This is a genomic window from Klebsiella sp. RHBSTW-00215 (assembly GCF_014103785.1).
Classification (GTDB): domain Bacteria; phylum Pseudomonadota; class Gammaproteobacteria; order Enterobacterales; family Enterobacteriaceae; genus Klebsiella.
This window is the reverse complement of record NZ_JABXQS010000001.1, coordinates 4,624,067-4,649,382: the sequence shown is the minus strand read 5'-3', so window position 1 is coordinate 4,649,382 and position 25,316 is coordinate 4,624,067. Positions and strand designations below refer to the sequence as shown.

The 25,316-nt window shown below is 55.4% G+C and carries 22 protein-coding genes and 2 riboswitches; of the genes, 11 read left to right on the top strand and 11 right to left on the bottom strand.

What is annotated here, in order from left to right:
- Positions 1 to 92 precede the first annotated feature (92 nt).
- Positions 93 to 674 (top strand): TetR/AcrR family transcriptional regulator, encoded by a 582-nt coding sequence (locus tag HV127_RS22045; protein ID WP_182238774.1) that lies wholly within the window; start codon positions 93 to 95, stop codon positions 672 to 674.
- A gap of 64 nt (positions 675 to 738) precedes the next feature.
- Here the strand turns inward: HV127_RS22045 and katG are convergent, their stop codons facing one another.
- Positions 739 to 2,916, bottom strand: coding sequence for a catalase/peroxidase HPI (katG, locus tag HV127_RS22040; RefSeq protein ID WP_182238772.1), 2,178 nt, complete (start codon positions 2,914 to 2,916; stop codon positions 739 to 741).
- A 265-nt stretch (positions 2,917 to 3,181) separates the two neighbouring features.
- On the bottom strand, positions 3,182 to 4,114 hold the full coding sequence (locus tag HV127_RS22035; protein WP_182238770.1) for a LysR family transcriptional regulator: 933 nt from the start codon (positions 4,112 to 4,114) through the stop codon (positions 3,182 to 3,184).
- A gap of 99 nt (positions 4,115 to 4,213) precedes the next feature.
- On the opposite strand from HV127_RS22035, the gene HV127_RS22030 reads away from it, so the two are divergent.
- The 9 genes from HV127_RS22030 to HV127_RS21990 all read left to right on the top strand — a co-directional run bounded on the left by HV127_RS22030 (position 4,214) and on the right by HV127_RS21990 (position 13,472).
- Positions 4,214 to 4,648 (top strand): DMT family transporter, encoded by a 435-nt coding sequence (locus HV127_RS22030; protein ID WP_181486193.1) that lies wholly within the window; start codon positions 4,214 to 4,216, stop codon positions 4,646 to 4,648.
- A gap of 10 nt (positions 4,649 to 4,658) precedes the next feature.
- A complete protein-coding gene (locus HV127_RS22025; protein ID WP_182238768.1) occupies positions 4,659 to 5,120 on the top strand; it encodes a DMT family transporter in 462 nt (153 codons plus the stop codon).
- A 59-nt stretch (positions 5,121 to 5,179) separates the two neighbouring features.
- Positions 5,180 to 5,259, top strand: a riboswitch (ZMP/ZTP riboswitch).
- 19 nt (positions 5,260 to 5,278) lie between these two features.
- On the top strand, positions 5,279 to 5,911 hold the full coding sequence (locus HV127_RS22020; protein WP_182238766.1) for a LysE family translocator: 633 nt from the start codon (positions 5,279 to 5,281) through the stop codon (positions 5,909 to 5,911).
- Positions 5,912 to 6,126: 215 nt separating this feature from the next.
- Complete coding sequence (mrdA, locus tag HV127_RS22015; RefSeq protein WP_182238764.1) at positions 6,127 to 8,046, top strand: penicillin-binding protein 2; 1,920 nt, start codon at positions 6,127 to 6,129, stop codon at positions 8,044 to 8,046.
- Between the two features lie 104 nt (positions 8,047 to 8,150).
- On the top strand, positions 8,151 to 8,888 hold the full coding sequence (locus HV127_RS22010; protein WP_182238762.1) for a glutamine amidotransferase: 738 nt from the start codon (positions 8,151 to 8,153) through the stop codon (positions 8,886 to 8,888).
- 139 nt (positions 8,889 to 9,027) lie between these two features.
- Positions 9,028 to 10,017 carry an alpha/beta hydrolase gene (locus HV127_RS22005; RefSeq protein WP_182238760.1) on the top strand — a complete coding sequence of 330 codons (990 nt, stop codon included), beginning with the start codon at positions 9,028 to 9,030 and terminating at the stop codon, positions 10,015 to 10,017.
- An 81-nt stretch (positions 10,018 to 10,098) separates the two neighbouring features.
- Positions 10,099 to 10,839: a response regulator gene (locus tag HV127_RS22000; RefSeq protein ID WP_182238758.1), complete on the top strand. Its 741-nt coding sequence runs from the start codon at positions 10,099 to 10,101 to the stop codon at positions 10,837 to 10,839.
- On the top strand, positions 10,836 to 12,179 hold the full coding sequence (locus HV127_RS21995) for an ATP-binding protein (RefSeq protein WP_182238756.1): 1,344 nt from the start codon (positions 10,836 to 10,838) through the stop codon (positions 12,177 to 12,179). Before HV127_RS22000 ends, HV127_RS21995 begins: the two co-directional genes overlap by 4 nt.
- Before the next feature lie 102 nt (positions 12,180 to 12,281).
- On the top strand, positions 12,282 to 13,472 hold the full coding sequence (locus tag HV127_RS21990; protein WP_182238753.1) for a cytochrome c biogenesis protein/redoxin: 1,191 nt from the start codon (positions 12,282 to 12,284) through the stop codon (positions 13,470 to 13,472).
- Between the two features lie 215 nt (positions 13,473 to 13,687).
- Here the strand turns inward: HV127_RS21990 and HV127_RS21985 are convergent, their stop codons facing one another.
- From HV127_RS21985 to HV127_RS21945, 9 genes are all read right to left on the bottom strand, one after another.
- Positions 13,688 to 15,169 (bottom strand): aspartate aminotransferase family protein, encoded by a 1,482-nt coding sequence (locus HV127_RS21985; protein WP_182238751.1) that lies wholly within the window; start codon positions 15,167 to 15,169, stop codon positions 13,688 to 13,690.
- A 9-nt stretch (positions 15,170 to 15,178) separates the two neighbouring features.
- Positions 15,179 to 16,564: a diaminobutyrate--2-oxoglutarate transaminase gene (locus tag HV127_RS21980; RefSeq protein ID WP_181486203.1), complete on the bottom strand. Its 1,386-nt coding sequence runs from the start codon at positions 16,562 to 16,564 to the stop codon at positions 15,179 to 15,181.
- A gap of 307 nt (positions 16,565 to 16,871) precedes the next feature.
- Positions 16,872 to 17,807 (bottom strand): ABC transporter substrate-binding protein, encoded by a 936-nt coding sequence (locus tag HV127_RS21975; RefSeq protein WP_182238749.1) that lies wholly within the window; start codon positions 17,805 to 17,807, stop codon positions 16,872 to 16,874.
- A 19-nt stretch (positions 17,808 to 17,826) separates the two neighbouring features.
- A complete protein-coding gene (locus HV127_RS21970) occupies positions 17,827 to 18,567 on the bottom strand; it encodes an ABC transporter permease (protein WP_182238747.1) in 741 nt (246 codons plus the stop codon).
- Entirely contained in the window at positions 18,564 to 19,292 is a 729-nt protein-coding gene (locus HV127_RS21965; RefSeq protein ID WP_182238745.1) for an ABC transporter ATP-binding protein, read from the bottom strand. Before HV127_RS21965 ends, HV127_RS21970 begins: the two co-directional genes overlap by 4 nt.
- Positions 19,289 to 19,984 (bottom strand): TenA family protein, encoded by a 696-nt coding sequence (locus HV127_RS21960; RefSeq protein WP_182238743.1) that lies wholly within the window; start codon positions 19,982 to 19,984, stop codon positions 19,289 to 19,291. Before HV127_RS21960 ends, HV127_RS21965 begins: the two co-directional genes overlap by 4 nt.
- 65 nt (positions 19,985 to 20,049) lie before the next feature.
- Positions 20,050 to 20,151: riboswitch (TPP riboswitch) on the bottom strand.
- Between the two features lie 142 nt (positions 20,152 to 20,293).
- Positions 20,294 to 21,466, bottom strand: coding sequence for a Gfo/Idh/MocA family oxidoreductase (locus tag HV127_RS21955; protein ID WP_182238741.1), 1,173 nt, complete (start codon positions 21,464 to 21,466; stop codon positions 20,294 to 20,296).
- A gap of 15 nt (positions 21,467 to 21,481) precedes the next feature.
- The gene (locus tag HV127_RS21950) at positions 21,482 to 22,405 is read right to left on the bottom strand and encodes a TIM barrel protein (RefSeq protein WP_182238739.1); all 924 of its coding nucleotides are present in this window, start codon (positions 22,403 to 22,405) and stop codon (positions 21,482 to 21,484) included.
- A 194-nt stretch (positions 22,406 to 22,599) separates the two neighbouring features.
- Complete coding sequence (locus HV127_RS21945) at positions 22,600 to 23,634, bottom strand: LacI family DNA-binding transcriptional regulator (RefSeq protein ID WP_182238737.1); 1,035 nt, start codon at positions 23,632 to 23,634, stop codon at positions 22,600 to 22,602.
- Between the two features lie 374 nt (positions 23,635 to 24,008).
- Between HV127_RS21945 and HV127_RS21940 the strand changes: the two genes are divergently transcribed.
- On the top strand, positions 24,009 to 25,247 hold the full coding sequence (locus HV127_RS21940) for a diguanylate cyclase (protein WP_182238735.1): 1,239 nt from the start codon (positions 24,009 to 24,011) through the stop codon (positions 25,245 to 25,247).
- Positions 25,248 to 25,316: the final 69 nt, after the last annotated feature.

The following is a 25,316-nucleotide window of genomic DNA, read 5'->3' as shown; positions in this document are numbered from 1 at the left end:
CTCAGCTGAAGTTTGCGCAAGTATCACGGTACAACGTCTAGCCAGTCCCGCGCAAAAGAGGCTAAAATTGCCCATCGCTGGAGGTTGTAAAAATGTCAAAAGATTCAGAAACGTACCATAAACTGATCGTCGCGGCGGCTGCCTGCTTTGCTGAAAAGGGCTTTAACGGCACCAGCGTGCGGGAGATTGCTCAGCGTGCAGGGATTAGTCTCGGGGCGATGTATACCTATTTCAAAGGCAAAGATGAGCTGATTGAAGCGATCATCTTTGAAGAGCAGAAATCAGCGCTAGCAAAGCATCAGGAGCAGTTTCACGGCTCCTGTTTTGAGCAGATTTGCACTCTCGCGACCTCGTGCATAGAGGAAGTGGGCTATCCGTCATCTCATCAACTGTGGGTGGAGATCATTGCGGAGTCGGCCAGAAAAGAGCATCTGCGCGCGGCTTTTTCTGCCAGCGACAAGGTTATGCGCGAGGGCGTGGCGGACATTATCCGCAAAGGCGTAGCGGCTGGAGAGTTTAGTCCGCATGTTAACGCGCAAGAGGCCACAATGACCATTTTCGCGCTTATTGATGGCTTCATTGGCCGCAAAGCGATAAACCCTGCGTTTAACGTTAAAACAGATGTGCGGAATTTTACGGTGATCATGGCGAGTATTTTGCAAAAGTTGCCGTGAACCGACTGATGGAAGTAGAGCGAGAGAAAACCCCGACAGGCGCGAAGCCCGTCGGGGGAAGGGATTACAGATCGAAGCGATCCAGATTCATCACTTTGGTCCATGCTGCCACGAAATCGGTGACAAATTTCTGCTGCGCATCGCTGCTGGCATAAACTTCCGCCAGCGCACGAAGCACGGAGTTGGAACCAAATACCAGATCAACGCGGGTCGCGGTGTATTTCTCTTCGCCGCTCTTACGGTCACGACCGACAAACAGCTCAGATTGCTCGTCCACGGCTTTCCAGACGGTGCCCATACTGAGCAGATTGGCGAAGAAATCATTGCTCAACACGCCCACACGGTCAGTAAATACGCCGTGCTGGCTGCCATCAAAGTTCGCTCCCAGCGCACGCAGACCACCGACCAGAACGGTCATTTCCGGAGCCGTCAGGGTTAGCTGCTGTGCTTTATCGATCAGCAAGGTCTCTGTTGAAACGCCGCCTTCAACGCGGCGATAGTTACGGAAGCCATCGGCCAATGGTTGCAACAGGTCCATCGCTTCAACATCGGTCTGATCCTGACGCGCATCAACGCGGCCAGGCGCAAACGGTACGTTTACCCGTATGCCCGCAGCGGCAGCGGCTTGCTCAATACCAACCACGCCTGCCAGCACGATGATATCGGCCAATGACGCTTTGCCCGACGCTTTCTGAATCGCTTGTAGCGTCGGCAGAACGCGGGAGGCAATAGCGTTGACTGGCCAGGATTTCTGCGGCTCCAGCGCCAGACGCGCGCCGTTGGCACCGCCGCGCTTATCGCCACCACGGAACGTGGACGCTGATGCCCAGGCAACGGAAACCAGTTCGCTGACCGACAGGCCTGCCTCGGCAATGGCGGTTTTCAGCGTGGCGATATCCGCTGGGGTCGGAGCGTGGATGGCTGCCGGTAACGGGTCTTGCCAGATCAGATCTTCTTTCGGTACTTCCGGGCCCATGTAACGGGATTTCGGCCCCATATCGCGGTGGATCAGTTTGAACCACGCGCGGGCAAAGGCTTCGTTAAAGGCCTGCGGATCGTTAAGGAAACGGCGGGAAATCTTATCGAATTCCGGATCGAAGCGCAGCGTCAGGTCGGTAACCAGCATCGTCGGCTTACGTTTTTTATCCGGATTAAACGGGTCAGGAATAATCTCCGGAGCGTCCTGCGCTTCAAACTGGATTGCGCCAGCCGGGCTGCGGGTCTGTACCCACTCATATTTGTACAGGTTTTCGAAGAAGTAGTTGCTCCACTGGGTCGGGGTTTGCGTCCAGACCACTTCCAGGCCGGAGGTGATGGCATCCGCGCCCGCGCCGCTGCCGTAGCTGTTCGCCCAGCCGAGGCCCTGTGCTTCGATTGGTGCCGCTTCCGGCTCGGCGCCAACGTGGGTGGTCACTGCGGAACCGTGCGTTTTACCCAGCGTATGTCCCCCGGCGATCAGCGCGACGATCTCTTCATCGTCCATCGCCATATTGCCAAAGGTGGCGCGAATCGCAGAGGCTGCGGAGAGCGGGTCACCGCTGGCGTTAGGCCCTTCCGGGTTTACGTAGATCAGACCCATCTCGGTGGCGCCAATGGCTTGCTTATTCAGGCTTTCCGGATGGCGATGCGCCAGCCACTCGGTTTCGTTGCCCCAGTCAACATCCAGATCGGGTTCCCACACATCTTCACGACCGGCACCGAAACCAAAGGTACGGAAACCGGAGTTTTCCAGCGCCACGTTACCTGCGAGCATATACAGGTCGGCCCAGGAAATTTTCTGACCATATTTCTGTTTCACCGGCCATAGCAGGCGACGAGCTTTATCCAGGCTGACGTTATCCGGCCAGGAGTTCAGCGGCGCAAAGCGCTGCTGACCACGGCCTGCGCCGCCGCGTCCGTCAACGGTACGGTAAGTACCGGCGCCGTGCCAGGCCATACGAATAAATAGCCCGATATAGCTGCCCCAGTCTGCTGGCCACCACTCCTGCGAGTCGGTCAACACGGCGCGGATATCGGCTTTCAGCGCTGAATAGTCGAGTTTTTTGAATTCTTCCCGGTAGTTAAAATTTTCACCCAGCGGGTTCGATCGATTGGAGTGCTGATTTAGCAGGTCCACACGTAGTTGGTTTGGCCACCAGTCGCGGTTGCCGGTACCACCACCGGCGCTCTGCGTTGGCGTTTCGGCGTGAAAAGGGCATTTCCCTGCCGATGGAGTGTTCGAAGGATCGTTTGACGTGCTCATATCAGGCTCCGTTTGCTTTTGTGAATGCCATTACGATATACACTGCTACCAATAAGCGATATTTGAATGAGTCTACGGATTTAATAGCTATTTCCGTTCAATTACTATTATAAAAACCGTGCAATTATTGTTGTTAAACGGTTGGTTATCACAACCACCGTAATAACCATAGTCGTAACAAAGGGGTAAAGGAAACGTTAAAGTGCTTTCGTCTTCATCGAATGCTAATTGTTTGAGTTATGACAATTTTAGTGCGTATAACCGCTTAGCGCTGCCAGTATAAAGGCGTACCAAAAGCGTCGATAAAATAGTCAATCACCGCGCGCACGTTTAGTGAGGGATACCGGGCGTGAGGGTAAATGGCGGAAACCGGCGAAGGCGTACTGCTGATAGCGGCGGTATAATCGGTCATCAGTTTAATAAGCCTTCCTTCGCCAATCGCTTCATTCACCATCCAGTCAGGAAATAGCACCACGCCCATACCGCCCAGCGCAGAGGTTAGCAACGCATCGGCATTGTTTGAGGCCAGCTGCGGAGTTTGCGGATAGTGCACCCATTCTCCATCCGCAAGGCGGAACAGCCAGCGATTAGGTCCGTTTGAACCGCTGTAGACCAGCGTGTTGTGTTGGCGAAGATCCTCTGGCGTCTCCGGAATGCCGCGCCGTTGTAGATATTCCGGGGCTGCAACCAGGTAGTGGTGCTGCATACCAAGCACTCTGGCATGAACGCTGGAGTCCGGCAGGCTGCCGATACGAAAAATAACGTCGGTCGCTTCACGGTGAGGGTCGATGAAGTCATCGGTCAGCGCCAGTTCAATTTGCATCTGCGGATACTGTTCCGTCAGGCCCGGCAGCCACGGTGCGATATGGCGCTGACCAAAATAGACCGGGGCGTTGATGCGCACCAGTCCACCAGGCTGGAGGCTCCGGTCCTGAAGATCGCGCCTGGCGGCGCTGAACTGTTCGCTGATGCTTCTGGCATGAGTGGCGAACAGGCGTCCGGCTTCGGTTGGCACCACTGCGCGGGTGTTTCGATAAAACAGCTGTTGACCGAGGGAGTCCTCAAGCTGATGGATGACCCGCGACACCATAGAGGGAGAAACACCTTCCCGCCGCGCGACGACTGAAAAACTCTGGCTGTCGTAAACAGCGATAAATAGCTGTAGCGCCCGAAAATTCACATTGTCTGCATCACTCATTAATGCAATATCCGCAAAAGTGTTTCCTTGATTGTATCGTTTTTTACATCACTCCGCTGCTTTATGCTCTGCCGCCTGATCAATAAGCGAGTAGCAACGATGCAGTTATTACTGATTTTTTTGGTGATTGTCGGCGGTATGGGATTGTCCGTTGAAGCCGGTCTTTTAGGGCCACTGGCCGGGCAGGTAGGGGATTTATGGGCCACATTCAGTATTTTTGGCGTTGGAACCGCGCTGACGTTTCTGCTGATGCTGCTGTTTGGCCCACGACAAAGCCCTTCATTTTTCTCCTTGCCGGGCTGGCAGCTCACCGGGGGAATTCTGGGGCCGATTTACGTCGTCATCTTAACTGTTGCCGTGCCGGTTATCGGTATCGCCATGACCATGATTGGCATTCTCGCCGGTCAGGTATGCAAAAGCCTGCTGATCGACCATTACGGATTGTTTGGCTCGCCAAAACGTAAAATTGATGGTCGGCGGCTTATCGCTCTGCTGTTTATCGTTGTCGCCCTGATTTTAATCGCCACAAGCTGAGGAATATCTCATGAGTAGCATAATGATTTTGCTGGCGCTGGTTGGCGGTGCAATGTTGAGCATGCAGGCAGCGATCAATGGCCGGTTAGGCAGCCAGGTTGGCGTATTCCGTAGTGCGTTTCTCACTTTTGCGGTAGGTGGAGTGATTACGGCGCTACTGATTTTTTACTTTGAACCCCGCCAGGCGGCTACGCTGCTGGACGTACCGAAATGGCAGCTTCTGGGCGCATTCTGCGGCGTGCCCTATATTGTGATTATGGTGCTGGCGGTACAGCGTATTGGCACCGCAACGGCGACGGTGGCGGTGATTTTTGGCCAACTGGCCATGAGTCTGCTGATTGATAACTTTGGCTGGCTGGGAAATGATGCCATCACTTTTTCGCCTGGACGGCTGGGGGCGATTATCTGCCTGGGGCTGGCGCTTTTCTTTATCTATCGCTCCAGTACGGCAGAAAAAGACAAAATCAGCTAAAAGATGACGCCCACCTGTTCAGGTGAGTTGCCGCTCGCCGCCGAACGCGACCATACTGTTCAGCACCATGTTACTGGCGCTTAAGACAGGTTACTGTTGGGGAGCATGGTTTTAGCCGCCGCGCGCCTGGGCATCACTTCATTGACTGGAGATATGCTATGCCTGAGTTTTCGTCGTTGCTAACCTTTGCTCTTGTCGCCCTTGGTCTGGTGCTGACGCCGGGGCCGAATATGATCTATCTGGTTTCGCGCTCGATTTGCCAGGGAAGAAGGGCCGGGCTGGTTTCCCTGGGCGGCGTGGCGCTGGGTTTTGTGTTTTATATGCTGTGCGCCGCCTTCGGTATCACCGCGCTGATCTTCGCTGTTCCCTATGCATATGACATTTTACGCATTAGCGGCGTCGCATATTTGCTGTATCTGGCCTGGCAGGCGGTGAAGCCGGGAGGCCGTTCGGTCTTTGCGGTGCGCGATCTGCCCGCAGATAGCGGCCGCAAACTGTTTTTGATGGGCTTTGTGACCAATCTGGCGAATCCAAAAATCGCCATTATGTACCTCTCTTTGTTGCCGCAGTTTATTACGCCAGGACACGGCAGCATTCTCTCTCAGTCTTTGGTGCTGGGGTTTACGCAGGCAATAATTAGCGTGGCGGTCAATGCGCTGCTTGTGGTGCTGGCCGGGCAGGTTTCGTTGTTTCTTGTTGGACGTCCTTTATGGCAACAGTTTCAGCGTTGGTTGATGGCGACGGTACTGGCGGGGATGGCGGTTAAAATCGCCTTTGAGGCACGCAGGTAGCAGACGGCCTCTCTTTATGCTGGCTAATGGGTTTGACCTCTGTTGAGTCGCCAGCAGAGGTCAACAGTGTGACGTTGTCACTTATTATCCCTCACATACTGATACATTTCTGCCAAATCATTAGCAACCTTTCGGTAGGGCTCCCGCGTCGATAACGCTATTCTTCCCCGCTTTTCCCTTTTCAGGCCCTTTGTAATCTAGGTAAATGACCGCTAATGTCCCTAATGAGAGATGAAATTCGCGACCACTCAGCGGAAGAGATGCTATTTATTCGCCGTGCTGTCATTGCTTTTCTACTGGTGGTGGTCTGCTTTGCCATACTGATTATTAACCTCTACCGCCTGCAGGTAGATCAGCACGACTTCTATCAAACCCGCTCAAATCAGAACGACATCAAAATGCTGCCCATTGCGCCGAGCCGGGGGCTGATTTTCGACCGCAACGGCATTCCGCTGGTGCAAAACATCACCCTGTACCGTTTACAGGTGATCCCGAGCAAAATCGCCGATATGACGGCGCTGCTGCAACAGCTCACGCCGATTGTTGATTTAACGCCCGAAGATATTGCTGATTTCCGCGACGACATGCACCACAACAGCCGCTATAAAGAGGTGACCTTAAAATCGGATCTCAGCGACGTGGAAGTGGCGCGCTTTGCGGTCAATGAATTTCATTTCCCCGGCGTCACCGTTGATAGCTATCAGCAGCGCGATTACCCGTATGGCGCGGAGCTGGCGCACGTTGTCGGTTATGTCTCGAAAATCAACGACAGTGACCTGCAAAAGCTGGCGAAAGCGGGCGAAGAAGAGAACTACGCCGCTGACCATAATATCGGCAAGCAGGGCATTGAAGGCTATTACGAGAAAGCGCTGCACGGCACCACGGGTTATCAGGAAGTTGAGGTGGATAACCATGGCCGGGTGGTACGTCTGCTAAAAGAGGTACCGCCGGTTGCCGGAAAGAACATCTACCTGACGCTGGATCTGCATTTGCAGCAGTATATCGAGTCGGTGCTGAAGGGGCAGCGAGCGGCGGTAGTGGCCGTGGATCCGCGCGATGGCGGCGTGCTGGCGATGGTCTCCAGCCCGAGCTATGACCCAAACCCGTTTGTCAGAGGTATTGGCTATCAAGCCTACCGCTCGCTGCTTGATAATACTGACCGGCCGCTGATTAACCGGGTCACCCAGGGGCTGTATCCTCCCGCCTCAACGGTTAAACCCTATATGGCGCTGTCGGCGCTGTCGGCTGGGGTCATCACCCCAACAACTTCTTTCTTCGGCGCGCCGACCTGGACGCTACCCGGTACCCAGCGGCGCTATCGCGACTGGCTGAAGAGCGGTCACGGCATGCTTAACGTCACCAAAGCGATTGAAGAGTCGGCGGATACCTTTTTCTACCAGGTGGCGTTCGAAATGGGCATCGACCGTATCCATGAGTGGTTAAGCAAATTCGGCTATGGCCAATCAACCGGCATCGATCTTAACGAAGAGTACGCTGGAGTGTTGCCGAGCCGGGAATGGAAGCAACGGGTGCATAAAAAACCGTGGTATCAAGGGGACACTATCTCCGTCGGCATCGGCCAGGGCTACTGGATCGCCACGCCGATTCAGATGGTGAAAGCGCTGACTACGCTTATCAATAACGGCAAAGTGCAAAACCCGCATCTGCTTTACTCTATGAAGCAGGGCAACAAGGTCGAGCGCTATCAGCCGCCGCAAAATTTACCGCAGGTTGGCGACCCGCATTCACCGTATTGGGGAATCGTGCGCAACGGGATGTACGGCATGGCGAACCAGCCCAACGGCACGGGCTATAAGCTGTTTCATACCGCGCCGTATCAGATTGCGGCGAAATCCGGGACTTCGCAGGTCTTCAGCCTGAAGGAGAATCAGGTGTATAACGCCAAAATGATCCCGGTACGCCTGCGCGATCATATTTTCTATACCCTGTTTGCGCCGTATCAGCATCCGAAGGTAGCGATGGCGCTGATTCTGGAAAACGGTGGCGGCGATGGCGTGGTTGCCGGGCCAACGGCACGCGCGATCCTCGACCATATTTTTGACCCTGCCAATGCGCCAGCGGGACAGGACCCGGAGTCAACCGTCCCACAGGTAGACAGCGCTGACGCGCAATAGGGCATTATTCACTCAGAGCATAAGCGTTAACGGATTGGTTATTTGCCGCCGTTAGCGCTTTTGCTCATAGTAGAGTTCTGTGTTGTTGTGAAAAAGGCGTTCTGATGTCGTTAAGCCGAAATACGCTACTTCTTATCCAGACCGGCACTCCGCCGGTTGAAATCGCCTCTGACCATGGCGATCTTCCCGTCTGGTTCGGTCATTTGCTCGCGCCGTGGCGCAATAAAATCAGCGTGGCGCGGGTGTTTGCCGGGGAACCGCTTCCCGCGCCGGATAACCACACCGTGGCGGTGATCACCGGGTCATGGGATATGGTGACCGAGCGCCTGCCATGGAGTGAAATGACCGCCGGGTGGATCCGCGACGCGATGGCTATTGAGATGCCGCTGTTTGGCGTTTGCTATGGGCATCAGCTTATGGCGCACGCCCTTGGTGGCGAGGTGGATTACCATCCTGCAGGGCGCGAAGCCGGAAGCAAAACCGTTACTCTCTCTGCGAATGGATTAACTGACAGCCTGCTGGCTGACCATCCGGCCCCCTTCAGCGCACATCTGACGCATATGCAAACCGTGACCCGACTGCCGCAAGGGGCGAAGGTGCTGGCCTCGTCCAGTCACGATGCGCACCAGATTGTTCGCTATGGCGAGCATGCCGTCTCCACGCAGTTCCACCCGGAAATCACTCCGGAAATTGCCCGCTCGCTGATTGCGTATCGTCAGGCGGTTCTGCGTAATGAGGGCGTTGACCCGGATAAACTGAGCCGTGAAGTCGAAGAGAGTCCTGTGGCATCGTCGATTTTGACTCGTTTTGTGGCTAACTATTTGCCGCCGGATAATGTCTGATTTTTCCGTTTTGTATCACCGTGTATCTGAGTTCAATGACGATACACGGTGCGACAAAATCCCCCCTCTGCGCGCACAGTGCAGATACATCGCGGTGTTGTGATAGGCCTGTCATCCAAACCATGAAGAGGCAACCATCATGAACACCACTTTTTTATCCCGTAAATATGCCGCCCTGGCGCTAATCTGCTCCTCACTGGTTTCCGCCAGCGTCTGCGCGGCGGAGGACAGCGCCGCCTTTAACGCTCTGCATCAGATACAGGCGGGCGATCTCAATATTGGCTATGTGGATATCGGCCCCCGCGACGGGCAAGCGGTGATCCTGCTACACGGCTGGCCTTATGATATTCAGAGCTACGCCGCCGCCCCGGCGCTGGCGCAGAAGGGCTTCCGGGTGATCGTGCCTTATCTGCGCGGTTACGGCACCACGCGCTTTATTTCAGCGAAAACGCCGCGTAACGGTCAGCCTTCGGCAATGGCGAAAGATATCGTCAATCTGATGGATGCCTTGCATATCAAACAAGCTGATTTTGCCGGTTTTGACTGGGGCGCACGTACGGCGGATATCGTAGCCGCGCTGTGGCCGGAGCGGGTGAAGTCGCTGGTTTCGGTGAGCGGGTATCTGATTAGCAGTCAGCAAATTGGCGAAAAACCGCTGCCGCCGCAGGCTGAGCTGTCGTGGTGGTATCAGTTCTATTTTGCCACCCCACGCGGTGAGGCGGGCTATCGGCAGAACACTCACGATTTTGCGAAGTTTATCTGGCACCAGGCTTCACCGGGCTGGCTGTTTAGTGATACGCAGTTTGCACAGAGCGCGCAGGCGCTGGATAACCCCGATCACGTGGCGGTGACCATTAGCAACTACCGCTGGCGCTTAGGGCTGGAGAAAGGCGAAGCGAAATACGCAAACTACGAGCAGAAACTGGCGGCTTTGCCGACTATTGGCGTTCCGACCATCACCATCGAAGGTGATAACAACGGTGCGCCGCACCCGGCACCTGAAAGCTATCGCGCTAAATTTACTGGCAAATACGAGCATCGCGAATTCAAAGGCAATATCGGCCATAACCCGCCGCAGGAAGCCCCCCAGGCGTTCGTGCAGGCGGTTGTCGATGCCGATCATCTGTAACTGCTGCGCCGGGGTGTGAAGTTGCGCTTCCGGCGATAGCGCATATTCTCTTTGAGTGGCATTTTTTTACCGGAGCCTGCTTTGGAACGTATTGATCATATTCTGGTTGTTGATGATGACCGCGATATTCGTGAGCTGGTCACCGGTTATTTGGAAAAGTCGGGGTATCGTGCGACGGGGGCCGCCAACGGCAAGGCGATGTGGGCGGTGCTCAACGCGCATCAGGTGGACCTGATCGTTCTGGATCTGATGCTGCCCGGCGACGACGGTTTACTTCTCTGTCGCCAACTGCGCAGCAACGGTCAGCAGGACATTCCGGTTCTGATGTTGACCGCGCGCACCGACGACAGCGACCGAATTCTGGGGCTTGAAATGGGTGCCGATGACTATCTGGTGAAGCCCTTTGTCGCTCGCGAGCTGCTGGCGCGCATCAAGGCCATTCTGCGCCGCACCCGGGCGCTGCCGCCAAATTTGCAGATTACCGAGGCCGGACGACTCATCGCCTTTGGCGACTGGCTGCTGGATACCTCGGCAAGGCATCTGCTTGATGACAGCGGCACTATCGTCGCGCTAAGCGGTGCGGAATATCGGTTATTGCGGGTTTTCCTCGATCACCCGCAGCGGGTACTGAATCGCGATCAGCTGCTGAATTTGACGCAGGGAAGGGATGCCGAACTGTTCGAGCGCTCCATTGACCTGCTGGTGAGCCGTTTACGTCAGCGCCTGCGCGAAGATGCCCGCGAACCGGCCTATATCAAAACCGTCCGCAGCGAAGGCTATGTGCTCTCGGTTCCGGTGTCGATTCGCGAGGCCCGCGAATGAAGCTCTGGCCCGCATCGTTGCAGTCCCGGCTGGTTGTGATGATTTTCCTCGCGCTGCTGCTGGCGAACGCCTTAACGCTATCATTGCTACTTTATGAGCGGATGAGCAGCGCCCGCAGCGTGATGCTGGGCAACCTCGAATACGATGTCGCCACCAGCGTGGCGATCCTTAATCGTCTTCCTGCCGCCGAACGCCCACAGTGGCTGGCGCGGCTGGCGCGCGGTAACTATCGCTATCAGCTTACGGCGGGGCAAGGCGGCGACTATCCCACCAGCTGGCGGGTACGTGATGCGGTGCGGACTTTGCAAGAAACGCTCAGCGGCACTTATCCGCTAAGCATTGTGGCGATCCCCGGTCCGCGCGAGCATATTCAGGCCCACGTCACCCTGCACGACGGCGCGCCGCTAACCATTGATTTATGGCCGCGCCTGCCGGCGATCGCCCGTTGGCTACCCGTGGTACTGGCCGCACAATTCTTACTATTGTTGTTTTGTGCCTGGTACGCTGTGCGTCAGGTGGTGCGCCCGATGACCCGTTTCACCCGCGCCATTGACCACATCGAACCGGCAATGAATGCGCCTGAAGTGATGGCGGAACAAGGGCCGGTTGAAGTTCGCCACGCGGCGCGGGCATTTAACGCCATGCAGACGCGTATTCACGACCATTTACAGGAGCGGGCGCGGATCCTCGCGGCAATTTCTCACGATCTGCAAACGCCAATTACCCGTATGAAGCTGCGGGTCGAGATGGCGGAGCGGCTGGAACTACGCGACAAGCTCCTGGAGGACCTGGACAATATGACCCGTCTGGTCAGAGAGGGGATCGCTTTTGCCCGCTCCGCCCAGCCGCTGGAAGAGACGCGCCAGCGCCTCAACCTGAATGATTTTCTCGACACTATCGTCTGTGATTATGCTGATATTGGCAAAGCGGTGCGCTTTATTCCCGGCGCTATCCAGCGACCGGTGCTGATTCAGCCGCAGGCGCTGCGGCGCATTATGAGCAATCTGATTGATAATGGGCTGAAATTTGGCGATAGCGTCACCGTTAGCCTCGAACATGCGCAAAACGGTGATATTACAATTAAGGTTGCCGATGAAGGGCCAGGGATCCCCGATGATCAACTGGAGGCGGTGCTGCAACCTTTTTATCGGCTGGAGAATTCGCGCAATCGCGATACCGGCGGCACCGGGCTGGGTCTGGCAATTGCCGCACAGCTAGCCAGTCAGATGGCGAGCAAGCTGACGTTGCGCAACCGCTCAAGCGGCGGTCTGGAGGCCTCGGTGCTGCTGTTTGCCACCGCTTTGTATCCTTCTGTATCCCCGAGCGCTACAGATAACTAAGCTGACAAATTCCCGCTATTTCAGACACTTTAGCCATACATACGCCTGCTGTAATGGGTTGGCTGCCGCTTCAGGCAGCTAACTCATCTGAGGAGAGCGTGTATGTCCATTCTGATTGCTTTTTTCGGCGGTATGCTGACGCTGTTGAGCCCTTGTACCTTGCCGGTTATCCCGTTAATTTTTGCCAGCGTGCGCGGTAAAAGGGCACATCTGCTGCTGATGCTCAGCGGCATGGTGCTGATGTTTACCGCCGTTTCACTGCTGGTGACGGTTGCCAGTAGTTGGGTGGTGAGCCTGACGCTTGCCGGACGCTGGCTGGCGCTGCTGTTTTTGGCGCTGGTCGGAGTGAGCCTGATATCCACAAAGGCCGCGCAGCGTCTGGCGGCTCCGGTGGTGGCGTTAGGGAATCGTATTAACGCGCACAGCTATCAGCACGCCGGAGGGGCAGGCGCGCTGCTGGCGGGTCTGGCAATTGGCCTGCTGTGGGCACCGTGCGCCGGGCCGGTACTGGGCGCGATCCTCAGCCTTGGATTTATTCAGGGCAGCTCGGTCACCAGCGGATTACTACTGCTGTCTTACGGTAGCGGTAGCGCGCTGATGCTGGCTCTGTTGTGGCTATTCGGCTCCCGGCTGACTGCGCGTTTGCGTAAAGGTCTGGCTTTTAGCGAACGCCTGCGTCAGCTGGCGGGCGTGGCGATGCTGGCATCGGTGGTGCTGATAGCCAGCGGGGCGGACAGTTTTCTGCAAGGGGCTAACGGATTGACGCAACGGCTGGAGCAGCGTCTCAGCGCGGGTTTGCCGCAGCCGGAGCAAAAAGCGGTTCTCCAGCCGGTTGTTGCGCCGCAACCAACCAGCGAAATGCCTGCACTGGAAGGCGGTAGTACGTGGATCAATAGTCCGCCGCTCAGTAACGCTTCGCTAAAGGGCAAAGTAGTATTAATCGACTTCTGGACCCGGGACTGTATTAACTGCCAGCACACGCTGCCCTACGTGCGCGAGTGGGCGAATAAATATCGCGCTGCCGGGCTGGTGGTGGTGGGCGTACATACTCCGGAGTATCCGTGGGAGCGTTCGCTGCCCGCGCTGCGTGAAGCGGTCACAAAATGGCAGCTGACTTACCCCATCGTGGCAGATAACGGTTACGCCATCTGGAACGCGTTTGGTAATCAGTATTGGCCCGCGCATTATCTGTTCGATGCCAAAGGCAAGCTGCGCTATACCGCTTTTGGCGAAGGAGACTATGTCCAGCAGGAGAGGATGATCCAGCAGCTGTTACAAGAGGCGAGAGTCTGAGCTAGCGATTGCAGTTGGATTGCGCGCTGTTTTCCCGGAGGCGGTGCTTAACGCGCCTTGTCCGGGCTACCGGCCCGATGGCGGCTGTGTAGCTGTAGCCCGGACAGGTGCGCAGCACCGCCTCCGGGATTGTTAGTGACAATGTCACTTTTTAAAATATAAAAAAAAGCCGATAAAGTGAATTATCGGCTTTCAGCGTTTATTGCGAAACTAGCTTACTGCGCCAGCAGTTCCTGGGCGGTACGTTCTACCAGGCTCAGCAGCACCTTCACGTCATCTAAGGTGACGATCGGGTTCAGTAGCGTCAGCTTCAGGCAGGTCACGCCATTGTGCTCGGTCACGCCGACGTTCGCACGACCGGAGGCCAATAGCGCATCGCCAACCCGCTGGTTGAGCAGGGCGATGGCGGCATCGTCGCTGCCTGCCATCTGCTGCGGACGCGAACGGAACAGCACGCTTGCCAGCTGCGGCTGCATCACCAGCTCCAGCGTCGGCTGAGTCTCGACGTAATCCGCCACGTTCAGCGCCATCGTCACGCCGTGATCGATGATTTCCGCGTACTGTTTCTGGCCCAATGCTTCAAGACCCATCCACAGCTTCAACGCATCGAAGCGGCGGGTGGTTTGCAGCGATTTGGACACCAGATTTGGCACGCCGTGCTCTTCATCGAACTCAGAGTTCAGATAGGCCGCCTGATAGCGCATCAGCTCATAATGGCGGGCTTCTTTTAACAAAAACGCGCCGCAGCTGATGGTCTGGAAGAACTGTTTGTGGAAATCCAGGGTGATGGAATCCACTAACTCAATGCCGTCCAGACGATCGCGATATTTCTCCGACATCAGCAGCGCGCCGCCCCAGGCTGCGTCAACGTGCAGCCAGATCTGGTGCTCTGCCGCCACTGCCGCGATTTCACGCAGCGGGTCAATCGCCCCCGCATCGGTGGTGCCAGCGGTGGCGACGATGGCCATAATCTGCTCGCCGTTAGCCTGCGCTTGCGCGATTTTCGCTTTCAGGTCCGCAACGTCCATTCGCGCGAATTCGTCGGTTTTCACCAGCGTCACGGAACGGTAGCCAAGGCCCATCAGCGCCATATTCTTCTGCACCGAGAAGTGGGCGTTTTCAGAACATAGCACTTTGTACTGGCGAATATCGCCCGGCAGACCATCCTGCTGGATGGAATGACCCATGCGTGCGAAAAAGGCATCACGCGCCAGCATCAGACCCATCATATTGCTCTGGGTGCCGCCGCTGGTGAATACGCCTGCATCGCCAGCGCCGTAACCAACCTGATCGCGCAGCCATTCAATCAGCTTGATCTCGATGATGGTCGCTGACGGGCTTTGGTCCCAGGAGTCCATGCTCTGGTTAGTGGCGTTAATCAGCACTTCCGCCGCCTGGCTAATCACCAGGCTCGGGCAGTGCAGGTGCGCCACGCACTGCGGGTGGTGTACCGACAGGCTGTCTTTCAGGAAGTACTCTATCGCACGTTCAATCGCCGCCTGGTTGCCCAGACCCTGTTCGTTGAAATCAAGGGTGATGCGCTCACGCAGCTCGTCAACGCTTTTCCCCTGATACATCTCAGGTTGCTGCAGCCACTGCGCTACCGCCTGGCTGGTCTGAGCAATCGCTTGCTGATAGGCGTCAATACTCTGCGCAGAACCAGCAAGAATTGGATTCAATTTGGACATTGCGGTCACTTACTCCACTCAGACCGGTTTTACGCCGGCGGCCAGCAGGGCCTGTTCAAATTTGTCGAAGAAAATTTCCAGCTCAGCGTTGCTGATCAGCAGGGACGGCAGCAGGCGCAGTACGCAGCCGTGACGGCCACCGCGCTCGAGGATCAGGCCCGCTTCGAAGCATTTCTTCTGCAGCAGCGCAGAAAGCTCGCCATCAGCCGGGTAGCTACCCATGTGATCCGGCGCTTCGTTCGGTTTGACGATCTCGATACCAATCATCAGGCCCAGACCGCGCACGTGGCCGATAACCGGGTAACGTTTCTGCATCTCGGCCAGTTTGCCTTTCAGCCACTCGCCCTGGGCGGCGACTTTATCGGCAATGTTGTTGTCTTTCAGGTGACGCAGGGTGGTCAGGCCGGTAGCCATCGCCAGCTGGTTGCCGCGGAAGGTGCCGGTATGGTGACCCGGTTCCCAGGCATCGAACTGCTTTTTGATACCCAGAACGGCCATAGGCAGACCGCCGCCTACCGCTTTCGACATCACGATGATGTCCGGCTCAATGCCCGCGTGTTCGAAGGCGAAGAATTTACCGGTACGGGCAAAGCCCGCCTGGACTTCGTCGATGATCAGCAGAATGCCGTGTTCCTGCGTCACTTTACGGATGCGCTGCAGCCACTCGACCGGAGCCGGGTTCACGCCGCCTTCACCCTGAACGGCTTCGAGGATCACCGCCGCCGGTTTACGCACGCCGCTTTCAACGTCGTTAATCAGGTTTTCGAAGTAGTAAGTCAGCGCTTTCACGCCTGCGTCACCGCCGATACCCAGCGGGCAGCGGTACTGGTGCGGATAAGGCATAAACTGCACTTCCGGCATCATACCGTTGACGGCTTCTTTTGGTGACAGGTTACCGGTGACGGACAGCGCACCGTGGGTCATCCCGTGGTAACCGCCGGAGAAGCTGATGATGGAAGAACGGCCGGTGTATTTTTTCGCCAGCTTCAGCGCCGCTTCCACGGCATCAGCACCGGTCGGGCCGGTGAACTGCAGGCAGTATTCTTTGCCTTCGCCCGGTAACTGGGAGAGCAGGTATTCACAGAAGCGATCTTTTAACGGAGTCGTCAGATCGAGAGTATGTAACGGCAAGCCGCTGGTAATGACACTTTGGATGCTCTGCAGCACATCAGGGTGGTTGTGACCGAGTGCCAGAGTACCGGCGCCGGCAAGGCAGTCCAGGTACTGTTTGTTATCCGCATCGGTCAGCCAAACGCCTTCCGCTTTGGTAATCGCAAGGGGTAGCTTGCGCGGGTAGCTCCTGACATTCGATTCGAATTCAGCCTGACGGGCCAAAAAGGTATCGTTGTTTGCATCTAATAAATCTGCGCCTAAAGTATCAATACGGACTTTATCCGTCATCATATCACTCCCACAACCAGCGTTACGGTTGAATGCTGGTTGAATAAATTGGTGTAAGAAATTGAATCGCTATGCATAAAGCGGGCACAATATATGGCTTTTTAAATCCGCATTCAACGTTTTATTGATTGCGGTATTTTTACGTTATTTTTACATTGTTAAAAATGGGGGTAACTCATTGATAGAAGTGAAGTGTTTTAAAGGATGAAAGACCTTTAAAATTGTAATTATTAGTGAAGTAATTTCTCATTTTTTATTACCGCTTCGCTGACGTTGCTGGCGAAAAAATTTCCGCCAGCACCAGGATGAATCAATGCAGTTCAAGCGCATAATTTGCTAAAGGTGTGACTTTTTTCACCAACTTGTTGTTATATAAAAACTGTTCGTAAGCTTCATAACGAGGTTTATCCAGCGCGGCCGGATCGGTAGCAAACAGAGGAATGGTTTTCAGCCATGCCTGCTTATTGAGCTCGGTGTTGAGCTCCGGATGCGCGGCGGCGAACGCCTGCCAGGTCTCCTGCGGATGGGCGCGCAGGTAAGTGACGCCTTTTTGCAACGCGCCGAGGAATGCTTTGATTTTCGGAGCGTTAACTTCATCGCGGTTGGCGACAATCACCAGCTCATCATAGGCCGGTACGCCATAGTCCTCGACGTTCATCACCACAGGATCTTTCCCCTGAAGCTTAATTTCCAGCGCTTCTATATTACGGTAACCGCCAATGACCGCATCAACCTGACCGGCCAACAGGGCGCTGGTTAACTGGAAGTTCACATTGATAAGATTAATGCTTTTGGGATCGATTTGCGCGTGTTGCGCCATAGTAGCCAGCGTCGCCTGTTCAATACCGCTGACCGAATAACCGACTTTTTTACCTTTCAGGTCAGCCGGAGTTTTGATGTTTTTATCCAGCGCAATGACCGTGTTTAGCGGCGAGTTAATCAGCGTGCCGACACGCACCAGCGGCAGTCCTTCATCGGCAAAAAAGTGCACCTGCGGCTGATAGGTAATTGCCAGGTCGGCCTGACGGGCAGCCACCAGTCGTGGCGGCAGCGCCGGGTCGGACGGTGGTACAATTTTAACGTCCAGGCCCGCTTCTTTAAACGCGCCAATCTGCTCGGCGACCATTATCGGCGCATGATCGGGGTTGATATACCAGTCCAGCACCAGGGTGAGCTTCTCGTTAGCCAGCGCCTGAGCGCTGAGCAGCGCGGTGAAGGTGACTCCGGCGAGTATACATTTACGCATCGTTATTCCTTATATGTTGTTATTCCGGCGTCCAGTTGATCAACCGGTGTAAAAAAGCATCCACCGCCAGCCACAGCAGGACGGTCAGCAGTACCAAAATAAACAGGGCGGCAAAGCAGATATCGGTTTGCAGGCGGGCGTTGGCGTTGAGCATGACGTAGCCCAGGCCTTCAGCTGAGCCGACCCATTCGCCGATAATTGCGCCAATGGGAGCCACGGCGGCGGCCATCCGCAGGCCCGAGCCGAGCGCCGGGAGCGCCGCCATCATCCGCACGTGGCGCAACTGCGCGCCAAATGAAGCGCCCATGGTGCGCGCCAGATCGAGATAGTCGTTGTTGACCCGCCGCAGACCATCAAAAAACGCCGAAGTGACGGGGAAGAAAATCACCAGCACCGCCATCATGACTTTGGCGCTCATGCCGAAGCCAAACCACAGCACCAGCAGCGGGGCGAGGGCAAAGACCGGGATCGCCTGGCTGGTCAGTACCAGCGGCATCAGCCAGCGCTGAAGACGCGGCGAGACGATCATGCACAGCGCCAGAATCACGCCGAGCAGGACGCCGAGCGCGAGGCCGCTGAGTATTTCGCTCAATGTAATCAGAGTGTGCCAGCCGAGATAAGCCCGATTGACCCATAGCGCATTACCGACTGCCGACGGCGATGGGAGCAAAAAGGCGGGAATGCCGCTACGACTTGCCAACCACCAGAGCAGCAGCAGGCCGCAGAACACTACGCAGCCACGAAACAGTTTCCCGCTCATCCGTTAGCCCTTATTAGCTGTTGTAACAGTTCCGCCTGACTGGTTAACAGCTGCGGATCGTCCGGCGCGCGCGGCGGTACGCCGGATAAGCGGTGTGAATCGTCGATATTACCGGGGGCGGGAGAGAGCACCAGCAGGCAATGGCTTAGCCGACAGGCCTCCATCGGATCGTGGGTAATCAGCACCACGGTGCGGTTCACCAGCAGCTCGGCGGCCAGCGTCTGAATTTTCGTGCGGGTGATGGTATCGAGCGCTGAAAAAGGCTCGTCCATCAGCACAATGGGTCGGTCTTCATACAGGGTGCGAGCCAGCGCCGCCCGCTGGCGCATACCGCCGGAGAGCGAGGCCGGGCGGTCGTTAGCGCAATACTCAAGGCCAACCTGCTGTAATAAAGTCGCAACCCGCTGGGTATCAACCCGTTCCCCGCGCAGACGCGCGCCGAGGGAGACGTTGTCACGCACGTTTAGCCAGGGATAGAGCAGATCTTTTTGCCCCATCCACGCCAGCCGTTTAGCTATCGGCTGACCGTCGCTGGCGCGAACCTCGCCCGCATTGGCTTTTGCCAGCCCGGCGAGAATGCGCAGCAGGCTGGTTTTCCCGGCACCGCTGGCCCCCAGCAGCGAAACCCACTGACCGCCGGGGATATCAAACGTCAGATTATCGAAAACCAGCCGCGAACCGAAGCGCAGGCTCAGACCACGCACCGTAATGCCGGGCGCAGTCACGCCGGGCGCTCCGTGACGACATTCAACCCCATTTGCCAGAAGTTAGCTTCCAGCCGCGTGGCGGTGGTAAAAATAGCGCTGAGTTCAGCAAAACGCGCCTCGCCGCCGCGCTGTTGCCAGAGCGTTTCCAGCAGGCTAATGGCGGCATTGACGCCGTTCAGGTAGCCCTCATCACCGTAGTTACGGATCCAGGAGGCATAAGGGTTAGCGGTCAAATTTGTTGCTGGATCGTGCAGCAAACCAAGCCCAATTTCCGCATAACCCGCAACGCAGGGCATCAGCGCCGCCAGCAGATCCAGCGCGTCACCGGAATAACCAATGTCCAGCACATAGCGAGTGTAGTTGACGGTTTCCGCGGCTTCAGGTTCGCTGGCCATTGTCGCCTCATTCAGCCCCCAACTGTTGCAGTAGCCAACATGCAGCGGGAGTTCGTCGAGGATGGCGTTCATCGACGCGGCGGCGGTACGCATTTCCGGTAGCGTACGCAGCTTGCTGACCAGCAACGCATAGCTGCGGGCAAAGTGGATCAGAAACAGGTAGTCCTGGGTCAGATAGCGGCGGAAAGCGGGTTCGGGCAGGGTACCGTCGGCGAGTTGGCGCAGAAAGGGATGGGCGACGTAATGTTGCCAGTCATCACCGGCCTGCTGACGCAGACGACCGTAAAGACCTTGAGTAAACGCGGGAAGAATCACAGGACCTCCTGATTAAGGGGAGATCCGGGCGTGCTGAAGTGTGAACAGGCAATGGCGCAAAACTGGCGGAAATGCCAACCCGTCCCTTCGCTGGCATGACCCAGATCAGGTTCAAAGGGTTCGGCTTACGCCATCTCAGCCCTCACGGGACACCCCTCGGTTTGGCCAATGTTATACGACATTCGCTTTTTGATTACAATGCTGTGAATTTGGCGAATTTTAGTGACATTGTCACGTTTTAATTTGCCGGGTGGCGGCGAGCCGCCTTACCCGGCCTATGCCAGGATTGCCGCCGTTGCCGGCTCGACATTAACGAAACTCAACCCAGCTGGCGCCGTTATCTGCTGAACGCACGCAGTTCTCCACCCAATGCACGCCGAGCGCGCCGGCTTTGGCATCCGGATACCAGAAGTTTTCCAGCAGCGCGGCGTCGCGGCGATCGGTCGCATCCATGGCGATAGCGAAGCGCCGATATAGGTTTGACCAGGCCTCAAACAGCCCCTCGGGATGTCCGCCGCCGATCCTGTCATCCTGTAAAGCCAGCGGGTCGAGATATGACATGCCGCGCTCCAGAATTCGCACCGGTTCGCCCTGGATTTCATAGCGCAGCTGGTTTGGCTGTTCATCCCACCACTCCAGGCTGGCTTTTTCACCGACGATACGTACTTTCTGCCCGTGCATTGAACCGCTGTTGACCGCCGAGCACCACATCGAGCCGATCGCGCCGTTGTCGTATTCCATCAGCACATGGGCGTTATCCTCCAGCGGGGCGCGGCTTTTGACAAAGCTCTGGCGAGAGCACATCAGACGGGTGATGTTGAGCTTCGGGGCCATGGTTTCTGCCAGAAACAGCGGATGCGTGGCCAGGTCGCCCAGGACATAGCTGGGACCGACAAATTTCGGATCAACGCGCCAGCGGATACTGGGGTTTTCCTGCTCTACCGGCTGATTGTGGAAACCGTGTGCGAACTGCATATTGACGATACGGATCTCGCCCAGCAGCCCTTGTTCAATCATCTTTCGGGCCTGCAAAATCAGCTGATGCCCGGCGTAGCCATAGGTGACGCCAATGATTTTGTGCTGCTTCTCACTAAGGGCCACCAGCGCATCGGCCTCTTCGCCAGTAAAGCACAGCGGTTTTTCGCAGACTACATGCAGCCCGGCTTCCAGCGCCGCCCGGCAAATCTCGTAATGAGTGTTGTTCGGCGTAGCGATGGAAACAGCTTCGATGCCGTCTTCTCGCGCCGCTTCTTCACGAAACAGGGTTTTATAGTCGGGATAGCAACGTTCAGCACTCACCCCCAACTGCTGACCAAATTCTCGCCCGCGTTCGGCATCAATATCGAATGCGCCTGCCAGCAGGGTAAACGCACCGTCGCGCAGCGCCGCAGAGCGGTGAATATAGCCAATCTGGCTGCTTCCACCTCCGCCAACCATGCCCCAGCGTAACGACCTGCCTACAGGTTTTGTACCGTTAATCATGTGGTTATCTCCTGATTAAAATCCGACGGAGCGCAGGTAGCGCAGGCTTTCCGTGACCGCCTGCAAACTGCCTTCAACGTTGCGCGGGTCACGTTCTTGTTCGATGGTTATCCAGCCCTGATAGCCGCGCTTATCCAGAAACGCGTGAACCGCCGGATAATCAATAGCGCCGCTGCCAAGCGGGCACATCACACCTTCCGCGCAGGCGGCGAAGAAGTCGATACCGCGGGAAATCACGCTATCGAACACTTCCGGGTCGACATCTTTAAAGTGCAGGTAGTCGAGCCGGTCAAAGTGGCGATCCAACCAGCTAATCGGGTCCATACCCGAGTAGTAGAGATGACCGGTATCAAGGCATAGCCCGGCAACGTCGTGCGGGATTTGCGTTGCCAGCAGGTCTATTTCATCGGCAAATTCGATACAACCGCCTGCGTGAGGGTGGATAACCGGGCGAACGCCGTACTCCTGCCACGCGAGTTTGCTGATGGTGACAATGTGGCTAATCATCCGCTTCCAGTCGGCGGGGGAAAGCCGTGGTGCCAGGTCGCTGCGTCCGGCGTATTTGGCCCGTTGCGGATTACCGAAATCAATGATCACCAGGTAGGGCGGCTGGAACGAGTTTCCGGGCGTTTTTTCCGCCGTTGGAACCTGCGACAGATTGCGGCAGAGGTTGTGCGTCAGTTCGACAATGTTCGGGAAGTTTTCTTCGCTGACCAGATCGTCAAAGATCGTTCCGGCTACCAGCGACAGCCCCTGTTTATTCAGCGCCGCGCTAAGTTCATCAGCCTGAGTCGGCAGGTAGCTCCATGGCCCCAGTTCGATACTCTTGTAGCCCGCGGTCGCCGCTTCCTGCAGCACCTGTGACCAGGGTGGCAGATAGGGGTTTTTGGGATCATCGACGCCCCAGCTACATGGCGCATTGGCAATATGTATGGTCATGATGGATTCCTTTGCAGATTGAGGAGAAAACATGACCAGTATTGAATGAATATTTCAAAATCAACAATGATGAAATTTAAATTCTTTGATGTGATTCAAGATTTATTTTGATAGTTAAATTGATAGTTTTTTATCAATATCAGGCGCGAGAAGGCGCGCAGAGAAAGAGCGCGCGTTGCGGGTAACGCAGGAAATCAGAGATTTTCTTTGGTGAGCAGATCGAAAGGTTGTAGCGCGGCGGTAAACGTCGCCTGCGACTGGCTGGTTGCCTGCACAAACTCGCGTATCGTCGCGGCGGCAAACTCGCTTAGCCGATGCGCAATCATCAAATCAATGGTGCCGTCGATTAACGCCAGTTCGCCGTTCTCCACGGGACCATGGCAAATCAGCGTGACCTGATGCTGGCGCTGATGGGCATGTAGCGCGGCGATGATACCCTCAACGCCGCCGCAGGGCGCGTAAATCGCCGTCAGTGAAGGGTATTGTTGCAACATTTTGTCCGTTACCTGATGGGCAATATCAGTCCTTTCATGGCAGCGTACCGGCTCCAGCACCCAATCGCCTTTACCATGTTCACGTAGGTAAGAGCGGAAGCTAATTTCGCAGTTTTCCTGACAGATAAACCGGTTATCGCCGACGATAATGCCGATTTCCCCTTCGCTGTGGCACAGTCGGTCAACCGCCCAGCCTGCAGTGCGGCCCGCTTTCTGATTATCGAGGCCTATGTAGCCGCTGCGTTGCGCGACGGCCATGTCGGAGAGCAGAGTGAATACGCGCACGCCTTTATCGGCGGCCTGAGCGACGGCGTGGCGGATAAGCGGGTTATCCAGCGCCACAATGCCAATGACATCAACGTCATCGCTCAGGCGAGCGATACCAGCGACCATCTCGTCGATAGCATTAATATCATAATGCAGAAAAACGGGAGCCTGATTTGGGGCATGCCAGGGCATCGCCGCCAGCTCGAGAGCCTGCGCCAGTTGAGAATAAAAAGAGTGCGATTGCTGCAGCAGGATAAATCCCATTCTGAGAGGAACTGCCGACTGACCGGCGGCCAGCCGATAGTGCGATTGCTCCAGGGCAAACCCTAAGCGACGCGCGGATTCAAGCACTTTGCGTTCCGTACTTTCTTTGACCGGGGTTCGCTTGTTAAGCACTCTGTCCACCGTCGCAATGCCGACTCTGGCATCTCTGGCAATGTCGGTCATGGTCACTTTCTTCGCAGACATAAACGTCACTCCTTATCCGTTAATGATAAAAATCTATCATTATTTGGAACGATAAAAAGCGAAGAGACTCTGATTTCAGGAAAAGAGAGCTGACACGACATTGTTTTAATGCATATTTCTTCTTAAAAAGATACTACCAGATCCGTGTTTCTTGCTTATCCTCTTGAAATTAAGAAAAATCTCATTTTTATTTCAAATGAAATGCCATCCTGCTATCACAAACGGTCTTTTGATTGGCAAAACGGACTATACTTGGCAATCTTCCGGCAATACGTTCAAAAATATATTAATTATTGTTAATTTTACGCTCAATGCATTACCTGCTCATATGATGTGGTTGTTGAAGTGGAAGGTTTGGAAGGGCGGAGGTTTGTATGCTATTAAAAGAACTTGTTATTTTTGACTTATTAAGCACCCCCGTTTGGGTAGTCCATCCTTTCAATGAAAATATCATCTTCGCCAACCAGGCATCTAAGATGCTGTGCGGCAATATGACCCTCGCTCAAATGCGCAAAGGGACCTTCTCGACATGCCCGGAAACCGCGCTACAGCACTATTTGCGCTACTTGCAGAATATTACCGAAGTCTATGAAATATGGACCATTGAAACCGCTGAGGGACTGGCCTCTATCAGCTGTAAAACGACCCTGATTACATTAGAGGAGCAGGGAGCCTTAATTCTCTTTGAGGCGGTAAAACTGCTGCCGCAGAATAGATCGGTTAATACAGCCTCTCGTTCTTATCAACGGCGTAATAATGGTTTCTTTGCCCGTTTTTTTATGACTAACTCGGCACCGATGCTATTAATCGACCCCAATAAAGATGGCCGAATTGTTGATGCTAATATTGCGGCGCTGCGTTTTTATAACTACTCCTCTGAAGAAATTCGGACCCGGCATACCTGGCAGATAAATACCCTCGGCCGCGACGTCCTGCCGATTATGCATAACGTGGTGAGTTTACCCGGGGGACATAAACCACTTAATTTTACCCACATACTTTCCGATGGCGCGATACGGCATGTTCAGGTCTATGCTGGACCGGTGATTTTATACAACGTGCGCCTGATGCTGTGCATTATTCACGATATCACCGAAGAAGTGCATTTAAAGAAAGAGCTGGAGTTCTCCGCCTCACACGACTCGCTCACCGGACTGCTTAATCGTCGCGAATTTTACCGCGTCGTGGAGTCGCCTTCGTTTAAACCGGAAGGATTTTGCCTGTTACTGGTGGATATCGACCATTTCAAGCTGATCAATGACGATTACGGGCACCAGAAGGGTGATGAAGTTCTGCTGGCAATTTCCGCTCTCCTGGCCGCTGCCGGGGGCATCGACGATAAAATTTATCGTTGGGGCGGTGAGGAGTTTTTACTGTTCCTGCCAAATGCATCGCTGGAAACGGCGCTGGAGATGGCGGAGAAAATTCGCTATGCCATCAGCGAACATCATACGCCGGACCTGCTGGTACCTGTTACGGTCAGTATTGGCGTTGCGGAACATCAGCATGGCGAAGAGATAGATCAGTTGTTTAATCGCGTTGATAAAGCGTTATATGCGGCTAAAAAAGCGGGGCGTAATAAAGTTCAGCTACACCTGATTGAGAAGTGCTAGCTTCATTGACCTGATATTCAAGCGTAAGGGTCTACAATAAGTGCATCACAAAGACAGGAACAGGATGTC

Excerpts from the sequence above, each read along its gene's own strand:
- HV127_RS22030 (WP_181486193.1), top strand. The coding sequence starts at position 4,214 with ATGCAGTTATTACTGATTTTTTTGGTGATTGTCGGCGGTATGGGATTG.
- HV127_RS21955 (WP_182238741.1), bottom strand. The coding sequence starts at position 21,466 with ATGATTAACGGTACAAAACCTGTAGGCAGGTCGTTACGCTGGGGCATG.
- HV127_RS21990 (WP_182238753.1), top strand. The coding sequence starts at position 12,282 with ATGTCCATTCTGATTGCTTTTTTCGGCGGTATGCTGACGCTGTTGAGC.
- HV127_RS21950 (WP_182238739.1), bottom strand. The coding sequence starts at position 22,405 with ATGACCATACATATTGCCAATGCGCCATGTAGCTGGGGCGTCGATGAT.
- mrdA (WP_182238764.1), top strand. The coding sequence starts at position 6,127 with ATGTCCCTAATGAGAGATGAAATTCGCGACCACTCAGCGGAAGAGATG.
- HV127_RS22045 (WP_182238774.1), top strand. The coding sequence starts at position 93 with ATGTCAAAAGATTCAGAAACGTACCATAAACTGATCGTCGCGGCGGCT.
- HV127_RS21940 (WP_182238735.1), top strand. The coding sequence starts at position 24,009 with ATGCTATTAAAAGAACTTGTTATTTTTGACTTATTAAGCACCCCCGTT.
- HV127_RS21970 (WP_182238747.1), bottom strand. The coding sequence starts at position 18,567 with ATGAGCGGGAAACTGTTTCGTGGCTGCGTAGTGTTCTGCGGCCTGCTG.
- HV127_RS21975 (WP_182238749.1), bottom strand. The coding sequence starts at position 17,807 with ATGCGTAAATGTATACTCGCCGGAGTCACCTTCACCGCGCTGCTCAGC.
- katG (WP_182238772.1), bottom strand. The coding sequence starts at position 2,916 with ATGAGCACGTCAAACGATCCTTCGAACACTCCATCGGCAGGGAAATGC.
- HV127_RS22005 (WP_182238760.1), top strand. The coding sequence starts at position 9,028 with ATGAACACCACTTTTTTATCCCGTAAATATGCCGCCCTGGCGCTAATC.
- HV127_RS21995 (WP_182238756.1), top strand. The coding sequence starts at position 10,836 with ATGAAGCTCTGGCCCGCATCGTTGCAGTCCCGGCTGGTTGTGATGATT.
- HV127_RS22035 (WP_182238770.1), bottom strand. The coding sequence starts at position 4,114 with ATGAGTGATGCAGACAATGTGAATTTTCGGGCGCTACAGCTATTTATC.
- HV127_RS21945 (WP_182238737.1), bottom strand. The coding sequence starts at position 23,634 with ATGTCTGCGAAGAAAGTGACCATGACCGACATTGCCAGAGATGCCAGA.
- HV127_RS22020 (WP_182238766.1), top strand. The coding sequence starts at position 5,279 with ATGCCTGAGTTTTCGTCGTTGCTAACCTTTGCTCTTGTCGCCCTTGGT.
- HV127_RS22010 (WP_182238762.1), top strand. The coding sequence starts at position 8,151 with ATGTCGTTAAGCCGAAATACGCTACTTCTTATCCAGACCGGCACTCCG.
- HV127_RS22025 (WP_182238768.1), top strand. The coding sequence starts at position 4,659 with ATGAGTAGCATAATGATTTTGCTGGCGCTGGTTGGCGGTGCAATGTTG.
- HV127_RS21980 (WP_181486203.1), bottom strand. The coding sequence starts at position 16,564 with ATGATGACGGATAAAGTCCGTATTGATACTTTAGGCGCAGATTTATTA.